This window comes from Staphylococcus sp. Marseille-Q1834 (genome assembly GCF_916858875.1).
Classification (GTDB): domain Bacteria; phylum Bacillota; class Bacilli; order Staphylococcales; family Staphylococcaceae; genus Staphylococcus; species Staphylococcus pragensis.
This window is the reverse complement of the sequence record NZ_CAKASN010000002.1, coordinates 43,677-59,886: the sequence shown is the minus strand read 5'-3', so window position 1 is coordinate 59,886 and position 16,210 is coordinate 43,677. Positions and strand designations below refer to the sequence as shown.

General features: G+C 33.7%; 12 protein-coding genes. 2 read left to right on the top strand and 10 right to left on the bottom strand.

Annotation, left to right across the window (positions count from 1 at the left end):
* Positions 1 to 57: 57 nt before the first annotated feature.
* Both LIX58_RS09475 and ylqF read right to left on the bottom strand, forming a co-directional pair.
* Positions 58 to 825: a ribonuclease HII gene (locus LIX58_RS09475; RefSeq protein ID WP_154836676.1), complete on the bottom strand. Its 768-nt coding sequence runs from the start codon at positions 823 to 825 to the stop codon at positions 58 to 60.
* Positions 809 to 1,693, bottom strand: a complete 885-nt coding sequence (gene ylqF / locus LIX58_RS09470) for a ribosome biogenesis GTPase YlqF (RefSeq protein ID WP_154836675.1) — start codon at positions 1,691 to 1,693, stop codon at positions 809 to 811. The genes LIX58_RS09475 and ylqF overlap by 17 nt, the downstream gene beginning before the upstream one ends.
* A gap of 238 nt (positions 1,694 to 1,931) precedes the next feature.
* On the opposite strand from ylqF, the gene LIX58_RS09465 reads away from it, so the two are divergent.
* Positions 1,932 to 4,523 carry a YfhO family protein gene (locus tag LIX58_RS09465; RefSeq protein ID WP_154836674.1) on the top strand — a complete coding sequence of 864 codons (2,592 nt, stop codon included), beginning with the start codon at positions 1,932 to 1,934 and terminating at the stop codon, positions 4,521 to 4,523.
* Position 4,524: 1 nt separating this feature from the next.
* On the top strand, positions 4,525 to 7,143 hold the full coding sequence (locus LIX58_RS09460; RefSeq protein WP_226386291.1) for a YfhO family protein: 2,619 nt from the start codon (positions 4,525 to 4,527) through the stop codon (positions 7,141 to 7,143).
* Positions 7,144 to 7,263: 120 nt separating this feature from the next.
* Here the strand turns inward: LIX58_RS09460 and rplS are convergent, their stop codons facing one another.
* The 8 genes from rplS to smc form a co-directional block, all read right to left on the bottom strand.
* Complete coding sequence (gene rplS, locus LIX58_RS09455) at positions 7,264 to 7,614, bottom strand: 50S ribosomal protein L19 (RefSeq protein WP_103297861.1); 351 nt, start codon at positions 7,612 to 7,614, stop codon at positions 7,264 to 7,266.
* Positions 7,615 to 7,715: 101 nt separating this feature from the next.
* A complete protein-coding gene (trmD, locus tag LIX58_RS09450; RefSeq protein WP_154836672.1) occupies positions 7,716 to 8,456 on the bottom strand; it encodes a tRNA (guanosine(37)-N1)-methyltransferase TrmD in 741 nt (246 codons plus the stop codon).
* Positions 8,456 to 8,959, bottom strand: a complete 504-nt coding sequence (rimM, locus tag LIX58_RS09445; RefSeq protein WP_126566595.1) for a ribosome maturation factor RimM — start codon at positions 8,957 to 8,959, stop codon at positions 8,456 to 8,458. The genes trmD and rimM overlap by 1 nt, the downstream gene beginning before the upstream one ends.
* A gap of 120 nt (positions 8,960 to 9,079) precedes the next feature.
* Complete coding sequence (gene rpsP, locus LIX58_RS09440) at positions 9,080 to 9,355, bottom strand: 30S ribosomal protein S16 (protein WP_103297864.1); 276 nt, start codon at positions 9,353 to 9,355, stop codon at positions 9,080 to 9,082.
* Between the two features lie 339 nt (positions 9,356 to 9,694).
* The gene (ffh, locus tag LIX58_RS09435; protein WP_154836671.1) at positions 9,695 to 11,065 is read right to left on the bottom strand and encodes a signal recognition particle protein; all 1,371 of its coding nucleotides are present in this window, start codon (positions 11,063 to 11,065) and stop codon (positions 9,695 to 9,697) included.
* Between the two features lie 25 nt (positions 11,066 to 11,090).
* Complete coding sequence (locus LIX58_RS09430; protein ID WP_126566590.1) at positions 11,091 to 11,423, bottom strand: putative DNA-binding protein; 333 nt, start codon at positions 11,421 to 11,423, stop codon at positions 11,091 to 11,093.
* Positions 11,410 to 12,633 carry a signal recognition particle-docking protein FtsY gene (gene ftsY / locus LIX58_RS09425; RefSeq protein ID WP_154836670.1) on the bottom strand — a complete coding sequence of 408 codons (1,224 nt, stop codon included), beginning with the start codon at positions 12,631 to 12,633 and terminating at the stop codon, positions 11,410 to 11,412. The genes LIX58_RS09430 and ftsY overlap by 14 nt, the downstream gene beginning before the upstream one ends.
* Positions 12,630 to 16,199, bottom strand: coding sequence for a chromosome segregation protein SMC (smc, locus tag LIX58_RS09420; protein WP_226386290.1), 3,570 nt, complete (start codon positions 16,197 to 16,199; stop codon positions 12,630 to 12,632). The genes ftsY and smc overlap by 4 nt, the downstream gene beginning before the upstream one ends.
* Positions 16,200 to 16,210 lie beyond the last annotated feature (11 nt).

The window sequence follows — 16,210 nt, the reverse complement described above, 5'->3', positions numbered from 1 at the left end:
GCGCTATTGTAAACTGAAACTGTTTCATTTTTTGCAATAAATTTAAAATTCAAATAATTACAACATAGATTTCACTGGTTCAAAGCTCTGTCGATGATATGGCGTAATACCTAATTTATTTAATCCTTCAAGATGCGCTTTCGTGCCGTAACCCACATTTTTATCGAACTCATAACCAGGATATGCTTCTGCAATATCTTTCATTAATGTATCTCGATACTCTTTAGCCATAATACTTGCAGCCGCAATGGACACACTTTTAGCATCCCCTTTAATAATTGAAGTCTGAGGAATTGAATTATCTAACGTCATTGCATCAATCAATAGGTGATCTGGCTGATGTTTCAATTGCGCAATGGCACGTTCCATCGCTACTTTTGTCGCATTATAAATATTTAATTGGTCGATTTCTTCTGCGCTCGCCACACCATATGCATAATCAAGTACGCCTTCTTTAAGCTGTTGATTTAATAATTCGCGTTTTACAGCTGAGACTTTTTTAGAATCATCTAACCCTAAATATTGGTGGCCCGGATTAAGTATGACAGCACAGGCCACTACTGGTCCTGCTAATGGCCCGCGCCCTACTTCATCTATCCCACAAATTAATGCTTCAGGATGTTGCTCAAGCAATTCATTCTCAAATTTACTCATAGTTTTATAATGCTGGATGATTTCTTGCTCTTTTAAAAGTTGTTTACGACGTTGGACGATACTTTGTTGTACACCTTTACGACTATCAGCATTTAATTCATGATTATCTAATTCTTCAATATCTGTGATTGTGGCTAGCAATGCTTTTACTTCTTTAATCGTTTGCGCCATCGTCTAACTCACTTTTCATTTCAGCATATAGGTCAAAGCAGTAAGTGCCGATTTTAGCATTACGTACATCATTGATAATTAATTCAATAACCGCTTCATAATCTACTTCATTACCACGTTGTAATAGTCCTCGACGTCGACCAATAGCATCGAACCATTCTAACATCTCAGCATCTTCAGGCACATCTATTTTATAATGTTGCTTAAAGCCTTCTAAATCATGTTTAATCAAGAATTCTAAACCATATATTGCCACTTCGTCTAAATGCACGATACTATCTTTAATCGCACCTGTTAAACTTAATTTCTTACCTACTAACTCATCTTCAAATTTAGGCCAAAGGATCCCAGGTGTGTCTAATAATTGTAGTGATTGACCCACTTTAATCCATTGTTGTTGTTTAGTAACACCAGGTTTATTTCCTGTTTGAGCGATATTCTTTCTAGCTAATTTATTAATAAGTGTAGATTTCCCAACATTCGGAATGCCTACAATCATCGCACGAATCGCACGTGGTTTTAATCCTTTTGCTTTTTCTCTTTCAAATTTTTCTTTAGTCGCTTCAATAGCAGCCGTTTCTACGCTTTTTAGATTTTTGCCGTGCTTAGCATCAACCGCTACAGGATAATAGCCTTTATCTACAAAGAAACGCTCCCATTTTTGCATTTCATTTAAATTAGCCATATCTTTTTTATTTAGAATGACTACTCTTGGTTTTTGCTTAATGACGTCATCTATCATTGGATTTCGTGAACTATACGGAATACGTGCATCTACTAATTCAAAGACAACGTCTACTTTTTTTAATTGTTCAGTAACCTCTCTTTTGGCCTTAGCCATGTGACCTGGATACCATTGGATTGGCATATTCATTCACCTTGCTTTCGTTAATTTTATATGATTTCAACTTTTTGATTATACTTGAAAATTAAAACCTTCACCACTAAACCTGTATATTCTCTTTCATTTTATCATTCGTATTGAATATGAGTGAACTAATAGCGGTTACCATCCCTCTACGTCATGCTCAAATTACTTTATTCCTAACCACGAATAGCCTACAATTTAATTATGAAAATGATTTAAAACAAGTTAGAGGTTAAATATGAAGAAATTTCTAATACATATAGGCTTATTCATAGCACTTGCTTTAATTGGCCATAGCTATATTATTTACCGCTTCATTCACGATGGTATTTTATTCACTGGGCCGAATGATGGTATGGAGCAAATGGTTCCTATTCAAATGTATTTATTTGATAAGTGGAGTCACGGCAATCTATTTTATGCTACGGATTTCGGTTTAGGTGGAGACTTTTTCACCGACTTAAGTTACTACTTCTCTACTAATTTATTATTTATTTTAAACGTTATTATTATATTAATATTAAAAACTTTCATAACATTACATACCCAAGATTTAATGTTTTGGATGATTGATGCACTCATTATGTCAATTATCAAAGCAGCCATTGCGCTATATTGTACTTATTTATATAGTAAATTGATTTCTAAAAATAAATGGCTAAGTTTAATTATGGCCTTTCTATTTGTTATGTCGCCGTTATATTATCGTTTTACCGTTTATTGGCCATTCTTTAGTGATGTCTTTATTTGGATGCCTCTTCTATTATTCTCAATTGAACGTGTGTTACAGAAACAGAAGTTTGGTTTATTTATAGTGACTGTGACACTACTCTTAATTAACAACTTCTATTTCGCTTATTACTTAAGTTTAATAGGTGCAGGTTACATATTAATACGAATTATATTTAGACATCCTAAAGATATAGTTTCACGGGGAAAAGCGCTGTTATTGCTAGTCATTAGTGCATTATTAGCACTTGGTAACAGTTTATTTATTTTTTTCCATGGTGCGCAAAGTTTTTTAAACAATCGACGTATTCCCTTTTCAGGTGATGTCCCTGCTTTTGAAAAATTAGATATTAATACTAATGTATTCTTTGATAATTATCTTATTGTCATATTATTTATTACCATCCAAGCTTTATTATCGTTTAAATTATATAAACATTATTACTATAGAATGTTTGCTATACTCACATTCATTTTTATCATATGTAGTTTTATCCCATTTGTGGATCAAGTGTTTAATGGCTTTTCTGCACCACAAAAACGTTGGCACTTTATTCTAGCTTTTAATTCAGCAATATTAATTGGTTTATTTTTAAAATATTATCGTACGTTGAGTCTTAGAACTTACATAATATCTAATCTTATAGCTGAAATAGTTATTTTTAGTAGTGCTATTGTTTATCATAAGTTCGTCGCTTGGTTAATTCTTGTTCCAATGGTATCACTCATTGGTTTAATTATTTTATTAATAAAAGATGCGTCTTATCGTATAAAGCTTAATTATATATATGGAATATCCATCATCTTATTAAGTATTGTCGTCTCAATTGTATTTATAAATAATCAAATATATTTTAAAGATCACAGAGATCGTGCCAATACGTTCTATGTCAATTCGAGTTTATATAGTTCAGATTTACAACGTGCGCTTGTTAAAGAAATGGTGAAAGGTAAGCAAGATGATGAACGTATAGATTGGCGCGTGAATGAACAAGACAATACGCCAATGTATCAACATTTTAAAGGTTTGAGTCTTTATTCAAGTATCTTCCATCATAATATTCTTGATTTTTATTACGATGCCTTGAAGATTAATTTAGCTGAAGAATCATTGAGTCGCTATCAATCTATCAATGGTCGTCAAAATCTCGCAAGTTTATTCTCTATTCGTTATATAATGTTAAAAGAATATCAAGGTAATTTGCCTACGCATTTTCAAAAAATAAAAACAAGCGGGCAATACTCAATATATGAGAATCAACTTAATCTACCTTCAGTAAAAGTAACTGACAAGATTTATAATAGTAAGAGTCTGACTAAAGCTATAGATCGTGAACATGCGATGCTAGACGGCGTAATAATGGAAGACAAAGGGACTAAGTTTACTGCTAAAGCGCCTGACTTACTTAGTAAAGTAGACATGCAATCTCACAACATTAAGAAACTAGACAACCATAAATATAAAGTTGTAGGCGGTAAAGGCGGTTCCATTACTTTACATGTGCCTTCTGCATTACGTAAAAAATATGATGATTTTTATCTTACAATGATGATTAAACGTGGTAATCCGGATAGTAATTATACAGTTGCTGTCAATAATTATGCGAACCATCGTTTATTTAATAATTCAACGTACCGAACTGGCATAGACACGCAACTTTACCGTACGCAACCTGATAAAGATGGTAATATTACGATTATGTTATCTCCTGATGGAGAATTTAATATGAAATTGCTCGATTTAAATGGGGAAAATTATGATACGCTTAAACAGGCTTATCAGCATAGAGATCACAGTAATTACAAAGATATTAAAAATGGCGTGGAAGTTCATCTAGATAAACATCGTAAGGGGATGGCTTCTATTAATATTCCTTATCGAGATGGCATGCGCGCCTATGTCGATGGAACGCGTGTTAATCCGGTAAAAGTAAATTATATGATGACAGGTGTACCTGTAAATGCATCAGCTAAAACAATTACTATCAAGTATCAACCACCTTATTGGAATACGATGATACTGATTTCTTTAATAAGTATGACTATAAGCTTCATATTTGTACGATTTAACAATTCAAAAAAGAGAAAGATGAGGAAGTAAATTGATTAAGAAAGTTTGGACTAAACCATTATGGACATTTGGATTCATTTTTATCGTTGCTAATTTAGTGTCGTTAGCGATTTATTATCCATTTATACGCGATTATTTTAGAGAGGGATATGTGTTTAGTGGTTCTGGCGACGGTTTTAGACAAATGATGCCTTTTCAACTCTATTTATATGAGCATTTTACTCAATTCAAAGGCTTTTATGACCAGTCATTTGGTTTAGGGGGCGACTATGTTAAAGGACTTGCTTATTATTACTCCTTCTCCCCTATTATGTGGCTTAATTTCATATTTGTTTGGCTTGGAGAAACCCTATTTAATTGGAATCCCCATCAAATTGATTTTTGGCCATTTAACCAATTGATTGTTGCCTATATTAGAACAATCATTACATTTATCTGTGCATTTTATTGCTTTAGATATTTAAAATTAAAACCTGCACCACTATTAATAGCGACCATCTCTTATGGTGCTTCAACGCTCATATTATACTATAACTATACATGGTCGTTTTATGGTGATTTATTGATTTTCTTACCATTATCAATATGGGGAATGGAACGTTTCTTCCAACAACGAAAAATTGGCTTATTTATATTTTCAGTTGCGTTAACTTTATTTTCAAACTTCTACTTTAGCTATTATCAAGCCATTGTATTAGGAATATATTTCTTATTACGACTGATTTTTAAACATCGCTATGATATCGTTACACGTTGGCAAAAGTTCTATCTACTTGCTTGTGGTGCAATTTTAGCGTTGCTTTCAAGTATTTTAGGTTTCTATACTGGCGTGTCGTCATTTTTAAATAACGATAGACAGCAAAATAATGACTTTAACATTTCGTTATTCACTGATTTAACTCAAAATAAATATTATATATTCTCAAATGGTTTTTATATCACTGTATCAATTATTGCATTAGTCGCATTACTTTCATTTAAACTATATAGGCATTACTATTATCGTATTTTTGCCATCATTACATGGTTTTTATTAATCGGTTCACTTTCACAATACTTTGATAGTGCGTTTAATGGTTTCTCTTTACCACAACGTCGCTGGGTTTATTTCCTATCCCTATCAACAAGTGCATTGATCGCTTTATTTATTCAATATTTATCAGAATTATCGCTGAAGCATTATTTATTTGCTGCGGTGCCGGTCTTCATTTTTGGCATACTTAAATTAATCTTTGCTGAAGGCTATGTTCATTGGATGGTTGTTCCATTAGCATTGATGGTGGTACTTGCTTTCTTAGTTTGGAGGAAAAAGTGGTTAAACCACCCTATTATACTTTTAGCTATGGTTCTTATCTTCGTCGTGCAACAAGTTGTATTAACGCATGATTCACGAGCACGTACGATTGATCCTTATGCCACTACAATGAAAACAATTCATGACCCTAGTTATCATAACAAGGCACTAGCTAAAAAAATCAATCATATTAATGACGCAACTAATGATCCATTTCATCGCATTGATTACATGTCGATGTATGGGTTAAATTCACCGTTTATTTATCATTATAATGGCATCTCCCTATATTCCAGCATTTTCGATGGGAGCATCTTAAACTATTATGATAAATTAATGCAAATCAATATGCCGGTGGATAAGAATAGTACTTATCGTTATTTAGGTAATCGCGCGAATTTAGAAGCAATGTGGGATGTTCAAGACCGTTTCCGTCATCCTAAGGATTTAAACATGCCTTATGGTTTTGAAAAGGCAGAGACAATTACTGAGGGTAAAGACAAATTAATACATTCCAAAAATAAAATAGATTATCCAGCTGCACACGTTACTGACAAGATTTATAATGCTAAGGATCTTAAATCACCGCTAGATCGTGAACAGGCGATGTTACAAGGTGTAGTCCTAGATAATAATTCTAAAAAAGCAAATACATCATTTAAGCGTAACGATAATTTACTTGGTGAAGCGGAGGAATCGTTAAATAACGCCTCTTGGCAAAATAAAAATCACCTTCAAGTAACTAAAGATGATGGTGGCGTAACCTTATCATTGCCACAATCCATTGCAAATAAATATAAAGATATGTATGTGGAAATGGATGTAGAATTATTAGCACCTGATAAAGCTCATAATGTAGGTGTAAATGAATATACTCAAAATCGTAATGAATTAAGCTATAAATACCGTCGCTTTGTTACACCTGTCACAATGAGGGTGAAATCATCTGATAAGTTAAACATTCACCTTTCAAAGGGAAAATATCGCTTATCTGTTAAAGGCATTTACGGTGAAAATTATGATACCTTAAAACATGCTTCAAAGCAGCTAGAAGCTGTTAAAGTAAAAGAAAATAGAAATGGTTATACTATTACAAAATCTAAAGGCACTTCAGGTTATGTTGTTCTACCGACTGTATATGCAGATGGTATGAAAGCAAACGTCAACGGTAGAGACGTTAAAGTTGAAAAAGCAAATGGTATTATGACTGCCATTCCAGTCAATAAAAATGATACGCATATACGATTAACATATACACCACCTCATTTATTCATTTTAATAGTATTAAGTGTAATCGGAATAATAGGTAGTGTCATATTTAGCCTATGGGTAAAACGTAAAGTGCATTCATCTTAAAAAACTTAACTAATACAAAAAAGACTTCCAATCTGGCATGAAGCCATCAATTGGAAGTCTTTTTGATTAAGATATGCGTTGTGACTAACCCATACCTTTATCATATCTTCAGTATGCTGATTAACGAATTTCTTGGATTCTAGCAGCTTTACCACGTAAACTACGTAAGTAGTATAATTTAGCACGACGTACTTTACCACGACGTTTAACTTCGATTTTTTCGATTTTTGGAGTGTGTAATGGGAATGTACGTTCCACACCTACACCTGAAGAAATTTTACGAACTGTGAAAGTTTCTGAAATTCCTCCACCACGGCGTTTGATTACAACACCTTCGAATACTTGGATACGTTCACGTGAACCTTCCACGATACGTACGTGTACACGTAAAGTGTCACCAGTACGGAAAGCTGGTAAGTCTGTGCGTAATTGTGATTTAGTTACTGCTTCGATTAACTTATGATTACTCATTTTTATACTCTCCTTCAACCTATGTTCTTGCCTCGACATACATATAGCAGCGGATCATAGTGATTTTTAGTGTCTTTTCACACTTGATATATATTAGCATACTACTTCTCGTTTTTCAATTGCTTTTTATAGCTTTCTAAAATTTCTTTATCATTATCTGTAAGTGGATACTGTTCCAATAAATCAGGACGCTTATTATAAGTACGTATTAACTTTTGTTCATGACGCCACTTTTCAATATTTGCATGGTTACCAGATAATAATACATCAGGCACCGTCATATCATTAAACTCTCTTGGGCGGGTATATTGCGGAAATTCCAACAAACCGTCTGAGAAAGAATCATCTTGGTGAGATTGTTCATTACCTAGAACGCCAGGAATCAAACGCACAATCGCATCCGTCATCGTCATCGCAGGTAACTCGCCTCCTGTTAAAACGTAATCACCCATTGAAATTTCATCTGTAACAAGATGCTCACGAATACGTTCGTCATAGCCTTCATAATGTCCACAGATAAAGACAATATGTTCTGCTTCGCTAAGTTCTTGTGCTATTTCTTGTGAAAATGGACGTCCTTGAGGACACATTAATATTACACGTGTATCCGCATCGCGTTGAATATCTTCCATAGCATTAAATACAGGTTCTGGTTTTAACACCATGCCTTGACCGCCACCAAATGGATAATCATCTACTTGATTATGTTTGTTGACAGCATAATCTCTGAAATTAATCGTGTTTACGTTGATAATATTTTTATCTTGCGCTCTTTTTAAAATAGAATGATTCAGTACACCATCGAACATTTCTGGAAATAATGTTAAATAATCAATCTTCATTAGTCTAACAATCCTTCCATTGGTGTAATTCGAATTGATTTATTTTCAATATCAACTGCTTTAACTACATCGGCAATATAAGGGATAAGATATTCTTTGTCACCTTTCACTACCCATACATCATTTGCACCTGTTTCGAAGATGTTGATTACTCGACCAATTGGTGTATCTTCATCATCAAACACTGTACATCCGATGATATCTGAATAATAAAACTCATTCTCTTCTAATTCTATATCTTCGTGATCACGCTCTTGATATAAATAGTCTCCCTTATATTGTTCAACATCATTAATGTTATTGATACCTTCAAATTTAAGCATGTGAAACCCTTTATGCACACGATAAGAAGTAACTGTCAACGCTATTTCATTATTGTTGTGTTTAACTATTAATGTTTCTCCTGGCTGAAAACGTGTTTCCGTAAAATCTGAATTAGATTTAACTTTTACTTCGCCTTTAATTCCATGCGTGTTAACAATCTGTCCCACTTCAACTTCCATATTGCGCCCCTCCTAATACATTAAGTTCATTTCTTACATAGTATCATGATTTTTTATTAAATAAAAAGACGCCACAAAGGGCGCCTTAGGTAAGTTTTAAACTATTAAAACTTTCGCTAATTATTTAGCTTTCTTTTGTTCATCAAAAGTTTTTAAAATACCTTGTTTAGATAAGATATTGTGAACTGTATCAGTTGGTTTAGCACCGTCTTTTAACCATTTTAAAGCTAATTCTTCGTCGATTTTAACTTCTGGTGCGTTAACGCTAGCTGGGTTGTAAGTACCGATTTGTTCGATAATACGACCGTCACGTGGAGCACGTGCATCTGCTACAACGATACGATAGAATGGATTTCTTTTTGAACCTAAACGAGTTAAACGAATTTTAACTGCCATATATAAAACTCTCCTTTAAATCTTTTACTTTTTATTTTCTACAAGAAATAATATTAACAGTTCAATTAAACTTTGTAAAGACTTTTTTCTTTACCAAATCTAGATTTATGAAATAAATCGTAGATTTGGTTATGGGAGTGAGATAGAATTCTTTTGAATTCGTCCTCTCACCCCCGCACAGTTGATTAGGCACTTGAAATATTTTATTTCAAGTCCAATCAACCACTGCGCACTAGCTTTAGCTAGGCCGAACCTCTAAAAATAGATTTATGAAATAAACCTTTATAACCAATAAAACATCGAACAACCCATTTGATTGCTCGATGTTGTTATTCATTATTAGAATGGTAAGTTCATGCCTTTAAGCATATTTTCCATTTGGCTACGTTTGCCTTTTTTACCTTTACGTCCGCCACCAGTGAATTGTTTCATCATTTTCTTCATATCATTAAATTGTTTCATTAATCGATTGACTTCTTGTAAAGAACGACCTGAACCTTTAGCGATACGTTTTTTACGTGAAACATTTAAACTTGCTGGATTTTCTCTTTCACTTGGTGTCATTGATTGAATAATCGCTTTAATATGATCGATTTGTTTATCACTCATATTTAATTTATCGATACCTTTCATTTTATTCATACCAGGTATCATTTTCATAATGTCATCCAGTGGACCTAAGTTTTTAACTTGATCTAATTGTTCTAAGAAATCATCTAATGTAAATGATGATTCACGCATTTTCTTTTCTAAGTCTTTCGCTTTTTCTTGGTCGACATCTTGTTGAGCCTTTTCAATAAGACTTAAAACGTCACCCATACCAAGAATACGAGACGCCATACGTTCAGGATGGAATAGTTCTAAACCGTCCATCTTCTCACTCATACCGACAAATTTGATTGGTTTCTGAGTAACAGAACGAATTGATAACGCAGCACCACCACGAGTGTCACCATCTAATTTAGTTAAAGTGACACCTGTAACATCTAATTGATCATCAAATGATTGTGCAACGTTAACGGCATCTTGACCTGTCATTGCATCGACAACTAACATAATTTCATTCGGTTTAGAAATTTCTTTAACTTCTTGAAGCTCGTTCATTAACGCTTCATCGATGTGTAAACGACCAGCTGTATCAATGATGACGAAATCAAGATGCTCTTCTTTAGCATAACTTAAGGCATTCTCAACAATTTGTTGTGGTTTAACTTGGTCACCTTCACTATATACAGGTACATCAAGTTGTTTACCTACTGTTTGTAATTGGTTAATCGCTGCTGGACGATAAATATCGGCAGCTACTAACATAGGTTTTTTATTATATTTTTTACGCATCAATAAAGCTAATTTACCAGCAGTTGTCGTTTTACCGGCACCTTGTAAACCTACCATCATTACTACTGTTGGTGGCTTATTAGCCATTTTAATAGATGTATTTTCTCCACCCATTAGTTGTGTTAATTCGTCTTGTACAATTTTTATAACTTGTTGACCTGGCGTTAAAGATTGCATTACATCTGAACCTAAAGCACGATCAGATACAGTCTTAACGAAGTCTTTAACTACTTTAAAGTTAACATCGGCTTCAAGTAATGCGAGACGTACTTCACGCATCATTGTTTTAATATCCGCTTCAGTGACTTTACCTTTACCACGAATCTTTTGCATCGTGGCCTGCAAGCGATCGGATAATCCTTCAAATGCCATGTTAATTGCCCTCCTTTTTTGAAAATTATTCTAATTCTTCTAATTGAGTAATGTAATATTTTAATTTATTTGGATCATTTAACGTTTGTTTCATTTCTTCATAAATAGTACGACGTTGTTCGAATTTTTCATATAAATTAAGCTTAGCTTCATAATCTTCTACTAAATCGCCAGTTCTTCTTATATTATCATAAACTGCCTGTCTACTCACATTAAATGTCTCTGCAATTTCACTTAAAGAATAATCCTTAAGATAAAATAGTTCAAGATAATTTCTTTGTTTTTCAGTAAGTAATGATTGATAGAAATCAAACAAATAATTCATTCGTAAGGTTTTAACTAAATCATTTTTCCCCATTCGAATGTTCCTCATTATTAAAATCTAATTCAGCCACTTCTTCAGGAATATCTTCATTTTGCTCAATCATATCTGCAAATAGGCCATATACATAACTTTCAGGGTTAAATGGTTGTAAGTCATCTAATTTCTCACCAAGACCTACGTATTTAACCGGGATATGAAGTTCATTTCTAATGGCAAGTACGATACCACCTTTAGCAGTACCATCTAATTTCGTTAACACGATACCAGATACGTTTGTTACTTCTTTAAATGAACGGGCTTGTGATAAGGCGTTTTGACCAGTTGTCGCATCTAAACATAATAGCGCTTCATGAGGTGCGTCTGGTACAGCACGGCTAATAACACGTTTCATTTTATCTAATTCTTGCATCAAGTTAGATTTATTTTGTAAACGTCCAGCTGTATCACAAATTAAAATATCGACACCTTTATTTTTCGCAGCATTAATGGCGTCATATACAACCGCTGCTGGATCTGAACCTTCACTTTGCTTAACCACTTCTACACCGACACGGTCGCCCCAAACTTGTAATTGTTCGATAGCTCCGGCTCTGAATGTATCGCCTGCAGCAAGCATTACTTTTTTACCTTCCATTTTATATCTATGTGCTAATTTACCGATTGTAGTTGTTTTACCTACACCGTTAACACCGACCATTAAAATGACATTAAGACGTCCATCTTCAAGGTTCATCGCTTCTGAATTATCGTCTTCTTGATGATAAATTTCTACTATTTTTTCAACAATAACTTCACGTAAATCTTCAGTTTCTTTAATATTACGACGTTGTGCTTCTGTACGTAATTCGTCAGTTAATTGCATTACAGTGTTAAATCCAACGTCTGCTGTAATCAACATTTCTTCTAATGCTTCGAAGAAATCTTCGTCTACTGTTCTATAACGTGCGATTAAATTATTAAGTTGTTCTTGGAAGTTTTCACGTGATTTTTCAAGACCGGCTTTGAATTTCGCACCCATTTTTTGAGCTTCAATTTCTTCAAAGTCTTCAATTGAAATTAAACCATCTTCGTCAAAGTCTGCTTCACTTAACTTACGAGGCTTCTTTTTAGGGGCTGGCTCTGCCATGTCGTCTTGTTGCGACGACACATCTTCCTCGACTTCTTCATTTTCAGATAATTCTTGTTCAATCTCATCTGTAGATTTAGATGAAAACTTATCTTTTAATCGTTTAAAAAAACTCATCCTTGCTCCTCCTTCATAACCTCATCTATAGTATTTAAATTAACGCTTACTAATTTAGAAACACCTGATTCTTGCATCGTGACACCGTATAAGCGATCTGAGTATTCCATTGTTCCTTTACGATGCGTAATAACAATAAATTGAGTTTGTACTGATAATTCTTTTAAAAATTGAGCATAACGAATGACGTTTGCTTCATCAAGTGCAGCCTCTACTTCATCTAGTATAACAAATGGTGCAGAGCGAACTTTTAATATTGCGAATAATAAAGCAATTGCACTAAGAGCACGTTCACCGCCACTCAATAATGAAAGATGTTGTAGTTTTTTACCTGGGGGCTGAACAATAATATCTACCCCAGCTGATAAATAATCATCATCTGTCAACTCTAATTTAGCATGTCCGCCACCAAATAACGACTGAAACACTGTAGTAAAGTGTGATTGAACTTGTAAGAATGTTTCTTTAAAGCGACCTTTCACTTCTTGATCCATTTCTTCAATAATTTGTTCAAGCGTTTGTTTTGCTTCCCTCAAATCATTACGTTGATCGTTTAAGAATGTATAGCGTTCATTAATTTCCTCATATTGTTCTATCGCGTTGATGTTAACAGGTCCTAATTCATCGATAGACATTTTAGTCAATTTCACTTTCTTACGTAATGCTTCAATAGGCGTCTCATCTTGATATTCTTCTCTGGCACGTTCAACTGTTAATTGATATGTCTCATTCAAATGATTGATGGCGTGATTGATTAAGACATCTAATTTAGATTGCTGTGCTTTAATATCTTGGTAAAAACTTTCAATGGATAACAAGTCTTGATGGCATTCTTGTAATTGATAATCATGAATCTCTATATCTTCATCAACTGACACTCGTTGTTGTTTCAATTCTTCTAATTGTTGCGTCACTGATTCACGCAATGCTTGTTTTTCTTGAATATTGTTCTGTAATTTATCGAAGGCTTGTTGTCCCATCATTTCATCTGAATTAAATAATTCAATCTTTTCATTAACATTTGTTATTTGTTGTTGAATGTTGTTAATTTGTTTTTCTGCACGATCTAATGAGGACTTTTGAGCATTAATGCGTTCTTTAATAACGGCTAAGTCAGAACGTTTTTGATTTAAATGCTGTTGCATTTTTGAAGTTGATGCTTTGTCTTCTTTAGATAGCTGTGTATAACGCTCAATATCTTTTTCAAGTTGAGCAAGATGCGTTTGAATTTCAACTAATCGATTTTGTTTTTCTGTTAGTGTTGTACGACTTGTCTCACTTTGATAGCCATCATTCTTTTCGAATTCAAATTCTTCATGCTCATTTTTAATATGTGCTTCTTGTGTTTTTAAACGATCTAAAGCTAACGCTTCATTATGTGACTGTTCTTTTAAGTGATTATATTGTTGATTTAACTCAATATACGCGTAACTTAAACTTTCAACTTTTTGTTTATGTGTTTGTAATTGATGTTCAAAGTCTTGTGTTTGTTGTTCATAGCTTTTTAACTGAGCACGCATCGTAGTAAGTTCATCTTTTTGAGATAAAATACTTTTCGTTTTACGAGCGCCACCACCTGTCATTGAACCACCAGGGTTAACAATGTCGCCCTCTAATGTAACAATACGTGTTTTATATTGTATGGCTTTTGCAAGTTCATTAGCATTTTTCAAATTATCGACAACAATTGTAGTACCTAAAAGATTATCAACGATAGCTTGATATTGTTTACTCGCTGACACCGCTTCTGAAGCTACATTAATAAAGCCATTGGAACTTTGCGCTGTTCTTTTTATATCTGCTGAAAGCATGCGAGGTTTAATTACATTTAATGGTAAGAATGTTGCTCTTCCTAAGCCTTTTTGTTTTAAGAATTGAATGGCTTGGCGACCTTCTTTTTCTGTTTCAACAATGACATGTTGTAAAGAAGCACCTAACGCTGTTTCAATCGCTTGTGTTAGTTCTGAAGGTACTTGAACGACTTCTGCTACTGCACCGTGAATACCTTGTAGTGTATTACCTTTTGCTTTTAACACATGTTTAACGCCATTAAAGAAATAAGAATATTCTTCCTCTTGTGTTTCTAAACTTTCGATTCGAGCTCTCATTTTATCGGTATAACGATATGCTTGATACAGTTTATCTTCATACTCAGTCTGTAATTGTTTTGCTTCTGAAAGTGCTTTTTCTTGTTGCTCAATCTGTCTTTCCACAGCTTTAAATTCATTCGAGATAGTTTGATGACGTTTTTCAGTATTCGAAATTTCTTTTTGTATTTCCTTCAACTGATTAAAAGCTTCAACTAATCGTGTATCTAAACGTGATTTTTTAGCTTCATTTTCTTTAAGCGTATGTTCTAAAAAGCGAATATCATTGTTAACATCTGATTGCTCCGACATTAATTCATAATAATCATTTTTTATAGCTTCAAGTTTTTCTTCATGCTGTTCATCAGAAACATAAAGCTGAGATTCTATGTCATGAATTTCTGCATTTAACCCTTTTTGTTTATCTTTTAGAGAGACAAGCTGTTGTGTTAGTTCTTCTTTTTCTTTTTCAGCATTACTTAATTCTTCATTAAGGTTTTCAATTTCTTCTTCGAAACGTGCATTTGTTTCAGATTGATTGCGTTTTCTTTCTTCTAACACATTAAGTTGACCAGTGAACTTTTCATACTCTTCTGTTGCTTTGATTAAATCATAGTTAAGTCGTTCTACATCCGTATCAATTTGTTGACGCTTTGCCTTTTGCTTTTGTAAATATTGTGTAATTTGAGCTTGTTTCGCTTCTTTGTCAGCTTGTTGGCTTTTCAAGTCATTCAATCTATGATCTAATTGTCGATTATCCTCTGAATATTGATCGATATCATGCACAGTAACAATAACATCGCTCTGTTTCATTTCTTTTGATAATTGTAAGTATTCTTTAGCTATCGATGCCTCAGCTTTAAGTGGCTCTACACGACCTTCTAAATCATATAATATATCTTCCACTCGAGTTAAATTATCTTCTGTTTGACCAAGTTTCTGCAATGACTCCGCTTTACGCTTCTTATATTTGAGTACGCCCGCAGATTCTTCTAATATTTGGCGTCTATCGATAGGTTTTGCATTCAAAATCTCATCTACTCGGCCTTGAGATATAATACTAAATGCTTCTTTTCCTAAGCCAGAATCTAAAAATAGTTCCGTAATATCTCGTAAGCGTGCACGATCATTATTTAAATAGTATTCACTTTCACCACTACGGTATAATCGGCGCGTCACTACGATATTATCGGCATCAAATTGTAATTGTCGGGTAGAGTTATCTAAATTAAGTTGTACTTCTGCATAATTTTGAGCATTTCGATGTTCTGCTCCTGAAAAAATAATATCTTCCATTTTAGAACCACGAAGGGATTTAGCTGATTGCTCACCTAGTACCCATTTAATGGCATCTGTGATATTACTTTTCCCGCTACCATTTGGACCTACAATTGCCGTAACACCTTTATCGAATTGCACATTTGTGTGATCGGCAAATGACTTGAAACCAATGGCATCAATTGATTTTAAATAAACCATTTTATTCTCCT